A 7664-nucleotide genomic window follows, 5' to 3' on the forward strand; every position below is an offset into this window, starting at 1 on the left:
GTATGAAAGCCCGTCCCAGTTCAGCCGGGAGTACAGCCGGTTGTTCGGTGCGCCGCCGCTGCGCGACCTGGCCCGGTTGCGCCAGAGCATCTGATGTACGCAGAGCAACATGTGGGAGCTGGCTTGCCTGCGATGGCGGTGTGTCAGTCACTAATGAGTCAACTGAACCACCGCTATCGCAGGCAAGCCAGCTCCCACATTTGATCTCAGGTGTTTGTTAGTCCAAGGTTCTTGGTAGTTGCAGGGTGACGCGCAGGCCGCCTTCGCGCAGGTTCTGCAAACTCACTTCGCCCCCATGGCTATGGGCAATATTGCGCGCAATGCCCAACCCCAGCCCGTAACCCTGCTGCTGACCGGCCAGTCGAAAGTGCGGTTCAAATACCTGTTCCAGCCGCTGCTGCGGCACACCAGGCCCCTCGTCATCCACATGCAGAATGAACTGCGCGCCATCGTCCTCGATATGCAAATGCGCGTTCTGCCCGTACTTCAGCGCGTTGTCGATCAGGTTGCCGATGCAACGCTTGAGCGCCAGCGGCTTGCCTGGGTAGGCTGACAGCGCCGCGCCATCGAGGGTCACTCGGCCATTGCCATGGGGGGCCAGGTATGGCTCCACCAGGCATTCGAGGACGTGGTTGAGGTCCACCGGCTGGATGTTTTCGTGGATGTCGGTGTCTTTCACGCATTGCAACGCGCCCTTGACCAGCAATTCAAGTTCATCCAGGTCACGGCCGAATTTGTTTTGCAGGTTCTCGTCCTCCAGCAATTCCACGCGCAGGCGCAGGCGGGTGATGGGTGTGCGCAGGTCATGGGAAATCGCGCTGAACAACTGGCTGCGCTCGGTCAGGTAACGGCTGATGCGTTCACGCATGGCATTGAACGCACGGCCCACTTCCACCACTTCACTGCCGCCGCCTTCAGCCACCGGCTCCACATCGGCGCCCAGGGACATGTCCCGCGCCGCTCGCGCCAGGCGCTTGAGCGGTCGGCTTTGCCAGTGCACCAGCAGGCCGATGAACAGCAGCAGAAAACCGCTGGTGAGCACGATGAACCACACCTGCTGGGACGGCAGGCCTTGCTCTTCCAGGCTGGTGTAGGGCTCGGGCAATAGCGAGGCGATGTACAGCCATTCACCGGGTGCCAGTTGGATCTGGGTGACCAGCACCGGCGGGTTCACCGGCTCCAGGGTCAACGCGTAATGGGCCCAGGAGCGTGGCAGTTCGTCGAGCTTCAGGCCGGCATTGAAGATGCGCAGGTCTTCGGCGCTGACGAACTCCACCGAGATATGCACGTCGGCACCCAGGGTCTGGCGCAGCACTTCATCCACAGCCACCAGCACCGCCTGCTTGCGTGGGGTTTCGGGCAATAGCTGCATGTCCAGCGGGCGATCATTGAGGGTCACCACAAAACGCGTGCCGCCCATGCTGCGCAATTGGTCCAGCACCAACGGGCGATAGGCCACCGGCAGCGACCGGAAGTAACTCACGCTGGCAGTCATTGAATGCGCTAGGCTGCGGGCGCTGGTGACCAAGCCCTCAAGCTGGGTGGCGCGCAATTGCGACACCCAGATCACGCTGGACAGCGCCTGGGCGAACAGCACCGCCAGTAAGGTCAGCAGTAACATGCGCCCCAGCAGCGAGCGGGGTACCGGGAAGCGGCGACGGCGTTCGTTCAGCGCTTCAGTGGGCATTGCCGGCAACCACGCTGGCTGCCAGTTGATAGCCGCTGCCGCGCACGGTGCGGATCAGCCGCGGAGGTTTCTCGGTGTCGCGCAGGCGCTGGCGCAAGCGGCTGACGGCCATGTCGACGATACGGTCCAAGGGCATGAGGTCGCGGCCACGGGTGGCGTTGCCGATGGTGTCGCGGTCGAGGATCTGTTGCGGGTGGTCGAGAAACAACTTGAGCAAGGCGAAGTCGGCACCGGAGAGGATCACCTCTTCACCATCCACATGAAACAAGCGGTGGCTGATCATATCCAGGCGCCATTCATCGAACACCCACACATCACCGCCGCTGCTGCGCTCCTGGCCGAATTGGCAGCGGCGCAGCAGTGCCTTGATACGCGCCTGCAACTCGCGGGGGCTGAACGGCTTGCCGATATAGTCATCGGCGCCCAGCCACCAGGCCGACCACGCGGGAGCCTGCGGCGGACCTGATGGTCGGCACCTGCGCCTGGCGCGGGTGCTGGCGAATCCAGCGGCACAGGCTGAAGCCGTCTTCGTCTGGCAACATGACATCGAGGATGACCAGGTCGCACGGCGCCTCGTTCATTGCCTGGCGGAACCCCGCACCGTCGGACACGCCACGGACCTGGAAGCCGGCGCGACTGAGGTAGGTTTGCAGCAATTCGCGGATTTCCTGGTCGTCGTCGACGAGGAGAATGGATTTACTGATTACGCTCACGGGGGCCTCCTTGTTGTTATGGCCTGGCTTAAATCATCGGGTGCGCTTTAGGCCGTCATCGCAGGCAAGCCAGCTCCAACACTTGGAATGCATTCCAGACTATGGGAGCTGGCTTGCCTCACACTTGGAATGCATTCCAGACGGTGGGAGCTGGCTTGCCTGCGATGGCGCCATTATGACCTATGCAAAAGCTTGCTCAAGCGCCACACCCGCCCCAGTCAGCCCGGAATACGGCGCCGTCACCAACCACACTGGAATACCTTTGAAGTAGTCGCTCATGCAGCCTTTATCCGCGAAGCTTTTGGCGAAACCACTGGCGATAAAGAAGTCGGCAAACCTCGGTATCACCCCACCCACGATGTACACGCCACCGCGTCCACCGGTGGTCAAGACGTTATTGCCCGCCACCCGGCCCAGCCAGATGCTGAACTGGTCCAATACTTCCATCGCCACCGGATCGCCGGCCAGGCCCGCCGCCGTGATGGCTTCGGGGGTGTCGAGCACCGGCTCATGCCCATCCACCGCACAAATCGCCCGGTACAGCCGTGGCAGGCCGCCACCGCTTAACGCGGTTTCGGCGCTGACATGCCCGATCTCGCTGTAGATGTGTTGCCACAGCTGGGTTTCCCGTGGGCTGCTCAGGGGCAGGTCGACATGCCCACCCTCCCCCGGCAATGCTGCCCAACGGCCTGCGCCGAGGTCCAGCAAGGTGCCGACACCAAGACCCGTACCTGGGCCGATCACCACGGCCGGGCGCAAGGGCTCCGGCGTGCCTTCGCAGACCACGCGGAATTCGCCGGGCTTGAACCGGGTTTTGCTCAGGCGCCAGTGGTTGTTGGTGAACTTGAATTCATCGCCGCTCACCGGCCCGGCCACCGACAGGCACACCGCACCGATGTCGCCGATTTCCAGGCCTTCCTCTTTGAGATAGACCTTGATCGCCTCTTCAGGGCTGCCGTGATCCGCCGTGGCATGCACGCGGATCGAATGCAGTTCCTGATCCCGCCATAACGCAAAACGGGCGTTAGTCCCCCCGATGTCACCGACCAGCGCAAGCTTCACTTAAGCGTCTCCAAGGCAGAGGTAAAGGCGCTGGCGCCCTGCTCTGCGGAGCTTGCGGCCAAGCGCATGAATGCAAACAGCTCGCGACCGGCTCCCACGTTATTGCCCAACAGGCCCGTGGCAGGCGTGCGCGCTGCAAATACTTCGGCGTCCACCTTAAGCTCCAGGGTGCCGGTAACGCCATCCACACGGATGATATCGCCATCCTGGACCCGCGCCAGCGGCCCGCCGCTCTGGGCTTCGGGGTTGACGTGGATCGCGGCAGGGATCTTACCCGACGCGCCGGACATTCGCCCATCTGTCACCAGCGCCACCTTGAAACCACGGTCCTGCAACACGCCCAAGAACGGGGTCATCTTGTGCAGTTCCGGCATGCCGTTGGAGCGCGGCCCCTGGAAGCGCATCACCGCGACAAAGTCTTTTTCCAACAGGCCAGCCTTGAAGGCATCGGCAAGGTCCTGCTGGTCCTGGAACACCACCGCGGGCGCTTCGACAACCTGATGCTCCGGCGCTACCGCCGAAACCTTCATCACGCCACGGCCAAGGTTGCCTTCCATCACGCGCAAGCCGCCTTCCGGCGAGAACGCACGGGCCACCGGGCGCAGGATGGTTTCGTCGAGGCTTTCGATCGGGCCGTCGCGCCAGACCAGTTCGCCATCCACCAGGAAAGGTTCCTGGATATAGCGGCTCAGGCCCTTGCCGGCCACGGTGTTGACGTCTTCGTGGAGCAGGCCGGCTTCCAGCAGTTCGCGGATCAGGAACGACATACCGCCCGCCGCCTGGAAGTGGTTGATGTCAGCCTTGCCATTTGGATACACGTGGGACAGGGTCGGCACCACCTCGGAGAGGTCGGCCATGTCCTGCCAGGTCAGGATGATGCCTGCCGACATGGCAATGGCCGGCATGTGCAGGGTGTGGTTGGTGGAGCCGCCAGTGGCGTTGAGCGCAACGATGGAGTTGACGATGGACTTCTCGTCGACAATCTCGCCAATCGGCGTGAAGTTGCCATTGGCCTTGGTCAAACGCGTGACCTGGTGCGCAGCTTCACGGGTCAACGCATCCCGCAGGGGCGTGTACGGGTTGACGAACGAAGCGCCAGGCAAGTGCAGGCCCATGACTTCCATCAGCAACTGGTTGGTGTTGGCGGTGCCGTAGAAAGTGCAGGTGCCGGGGCTGTGGTAGGACTTCATCTCCGATTCCAGCAGTTCTTCGCGGCTGGCCTTGCCTTCGGCATAGCGCTGGCGCACATCGGCCTTCTGCTTGTTGGAGATACCCGAGGGCATCGGCCCGCCTGGCACGAAAATCATCGGCAGGTGGCCGTAGCGCAGCGCGCCCATCATCAGGCCAGGAACAATCTTGTCGCAGATGCCCAGCATCAGCGCGGCGTCGAACATGTTGTGGGACAGCGCTACCGCCGTGGACATGGCAATGACTTCACGGCTGAGCAGGCTCAGTTCCATGCCCGGCTCGCCCTGGGTCACGCCGTCGCACATGGCGGGGGTGCCGCCGGCGAACTGGCCGACCGAGCCGACTTCGCGCAGAGCCTTTTTGATTTGTTCGGGGAAATGCTCGTAGGGCTGATGCGCCGAGAGCATGTCGTTATAAGAAGAAACAATTGCAACGTTGGCGGCATTCATCATGCGCAGGCTATTTTTGTCTTCGGTGCCGCAACCGGCCACGCCGTGGGCGAAGTTGGCGCATTGCAGCTTGCCGCGCATCGGACCGTCGCTGGCTGCGCCGCGAATGAGCGCAAGGTAAGCCTCGCGGGTGGCGCGGCTGCGGGCGATAAGCCGTTCGGTGACCTCAAGAACGCGGGGATGCATGTATAGAACTCCAGGCTAACGGATGTGGCGACCTGAGAGTCTATGCTGATCAAACGCCCACGGCTCATGGGATGGCAGGGGGTCGTTTGGATCATCGGACCAGTTGATTCAGGTCACTCGTTGTAGATTGAACAAAATATTGCCACTAAAAAGGCTTGTTTTCTATTTTTATGCGAATAATCTTGTAATTCTTACAACAAATCGACGACAGGCACTTTCCGATGACTCTTCGAATCGCAATCAATGGTTTTGGCCGTATCGGCCGTAATGTCCTGCGCGCACTGTATACCCAAGGCTATCGCCAGGATCTGCAGATCGTCGCCATCAACGATTTGGGCGACAGTTCGATCAATGCCCATCTGCTCAAGTACGACACCGTACACGGCACTTTCGACGCAGAGGTTGCCCACGATCAGGAAAGCCTGACCGTCAATGGTGACCGGATTGCCGTGAGTGCCATTCGCAACCCCGCCGACCTGCCGTGGGCTGCGCACAAGATTGACGTGGTGTTCGAATGCACCGGCCTGTTCACCGACCGTGACAAAGCTGCCGCGCATATTAGCGCTGGCGCGCGCAAGGTGATCATCTCCGCCCCGGCCAAAGGCGCGGACGCGACTGTGGTCTACGGGGTAAACCATGACATTTTGCGTCAATCCCACCAGATCATTTCCAACGCATCGTGCACCACCAACTGCCTGGCGCCCGTCGCCCAGGTGCTGCATCGCGAGCTGGGCATCGAAAGCGGGCTGATGACCACTATTCACGCCTACACCAACGACCAGAACCTCACCGACGTGTACCACACCGACCCGTACCGCGCGCGTTCGGCCACCCAGAACATGATCCCGAGCAAGACCGGCGCCGCTGAAGCGGTGGGCCTGGTGCTGCCGGAACTGGCAGGCAAGCTGACCGGCATGGCGGTGCGTGTACCGGTGATCAACGTGTCGCTGGTGGACCTCACCGTGCAGTTGAAGAAAGAAGCCACGGCCGATGAAGTCAACGCCCTGCTCAAACACGCCAGCCAGCATTCGAAGATCCTCGGCTACAACACCCTGCCGCTGGTTTCCAGCGACTTCAACCATAACCCGCTGTCGTCGATCTTCGACGCTAATCACACCAAGGTCAGCGGCAAATTGCTCAAAGTGCTCGCGTGGTATGACAACGAGTGGGGCTTCTCCAACCGTATGCTGGATAACTGCCTGGCGTTGTGTAACGCCGAGTAACTCCACAAGATCGACCAGATCGTTCCCACCCCGCAGAGCATGGGAACGAGCGGCACAATCTCCAAGGCATCTCAAAGTGCCACTTGCCATTTCAGTTGATGATAAGCATTATCATTCACTGCAAATCGGTCTGGTATCACTGTGAGCCAATCTCGCTTCAACCACGTCTTCCTCACCCAACGGGTGATCCTGCTACGAACTCTGCAACGCATGGTGCATAACCACAGCACTGCCGAGGACCTGTTGCAGGAAACCTACCTGCGCGTGACTCGGGCCCTGAGCGAGCGGCCAATCGACCACCTTGAACCCTTTGTCTACCAGACAGCCCGCAACCTGGCGCTGGATCACTTGCGTTCGCGCAGGATTCAGGCGCGTACCCTGCAGGAGGATGTCCCGCTGGATGTCCTGCAAAGCGTCGCCGCGCCGGCCAGCACGCCGGAGGAAGCTACCCAGGCAGAGCAGCTGCTGGAGCACCTGAGTGTCAGCCTCGGCCAGTTGAGCGCCCGCCAGCAGCGGATTTTCATCCTCAGCCGCCTGCACGGTTGCAGCTACCAAGAGATTGCCGATCAATTGGGCGTGTCCTTGAGCACGGTGCAAAAGGAACTCAAATTGATCATGGCTATCTGTGTGGGTGTGGCCGAACGGCTGGATCAGCCTTAAGCTTCACCCGACAGAGGTGTCGATCCAAGCTGTAGGAAAAATGAATAAAACGTGGCGAAGACCCGAGGAACACCGTGACGGACCCGAATAAACTGCGCCCCCATGCGTTGGCTCATGAGGTGTTGCAAGACGCGGCCATGGACCAAGCCCTCGATTGGCTGATCGCCTTGCAGTGCCCGCAACCTGGGCAGCAGGCCGCGTTCGACGCCTGGCTGGCCCAGGACCCGGCGCATGTCCACGCCTTCAGCAAGGCCCAGGCCGCTTGGGGTGGCGCGCCGGTACACAGCGCCGCCGTGGCCCTCGCCGCACCGCGCAAGCCCAGCGGCTGGCGCCGGATCAGACCGCACTGGAAACCCCTGGCCACCGCCGCCGTGTTACTGGTCGGCCTGTTCAGTTTCAGCAACCTGCCGGTGCGTTTGCAGGCCGACCATCTGACGGTGGTGGGCGAGCGCCAGCGCCTGCAACTGGACGATGGCTCCAAGGTGCTGCTGAACAC

Annotated in this window: 6 protein-coding genes and 1 pseudogene; 3 read left to right on the plus strand and 4 right to left on the minus strand. The window is 61.5% G+C overall.

The window, feature by feature from the left end:
• Window positions 1-217: 217 nt before the first annotated feature.
• The 4 genes and pseudogenes from BMH52_RS21025 to edd form a co-directional block, all read right to left on the minus strand.
• Entirely contained in the window at window positions 218-1687 is a 1470-nt protein-coding gene (locus BMH52_RS21025) for an ATP-binding protein (RefSeq protein WP_014719750.1), read from the minus strand.
• Window positions 1677-2400 (minus strand): annotated as a pseudogene (locus BMH52_RS21030) (response regulator). Before BMH52_RS21030 ends, BMH52_RS21025 begins: the two are co-directional and overlap by 11 nt.
• Window positions 2401-2580: 180 nt before the next feature.
• Window positions 2581-3462 carry a glucokinase gene (locus BMH52_RS21035; protein ID WP_073844965.1) on the minus strand — a complete coding sequence of 294 codons (882 nt, stop codon included), beginning with the start codon at window positions 3460-3462 and terminating at the stop codon, window positions 2581-2583.
• Window positions 3459-5285: a phosphogluconate dehydratase gene (edd, locus tag BMH52_RS21040; RefSeq protein ID WP_014719752.1), complete on the minus strand. Its 1827-nt coding sequence runs from the start codon at window positions 5283-5285 to the stop codon at window positions 3459-3461. Before edd ends, BMH52_RS21035 begins: the two co-directional genes overlap by 4 nt.
• Before the next feature lie 221 nt (window positions 5286-5506).
• Between edd and gap the strand changes: the two genes are divergently transcribed.
• The 3 genes from gap to BMH52_RS21055 form a co-directional block, all read left to right on the plus strand.
• On the plus strand, window positions 5507-6508 hold the full coding sequence (gap, locus tag BMH52_RS21045) for a type I glyceraldehyde-3-phosphate dehydrogenase (RefSeq protein WP_003193921.1): 1002 nt from the start codon (window positions 5507-5509) through the stop codon (window positions 6506-6508).
• A 141-nt stretch (window positions 6509-6649) separates the two neighbouring features.
• Window positions 6650-7168 (plus strand): RNA polymerase sigma factor, encoded by a 519-nt coding sequence (locus BMH52_RS21050; RefSeq protein WP_003193922.1) that lies wholly within the window; start codon window positions 6650-6652, stop codon window positions 7166-7168.
• 74 nt (window positions 7169-7242) lie between these two features.
• Window positions 7243-7664 (plus strand): DUF4880 domain-containing protein (locus tag BMH52_RS21055; RefSeq protein WP_143192543.1); only part of this gene is annotated, 422 nt, incomplete at its 3' end.

Origin of the sequence: Pseudomonas sp. BTN1 (genome assembly GCF_001907715.1) — a bacterium.
Classification (GTDB): Bacteria; Pseudomonadota; Gammaproteobacteria; order Pseudomonadales; family Pseudomonadaceae; genus Aquipseudomonas; species Aquipseudomonas paracarnis.

Bases quoted from the DNA above. Each gene is read 5' to 3' on its own strand.
- edd (WP_014719752.1), bottom strand. From the start codon at position 5,285: ATGCATCCCCGCGTTCTTGAGGTCACCGAACGGCTTATCGCCCGCAGC.
- BMH52_RS21025 (WP_014719750.1), bottom strand. From the start codon at position 1,687: ATGCCCACTGAAGCGCTGAACGAACGCCGTCGCCGCTTCCCGGTACCC.
- gap (WP_003193921.1), top strand. From the start codon at position 5,507: ATGACTCTTCGAATCGCAATCAATGGTTTTGGCCGTATCGGCCGTAAT.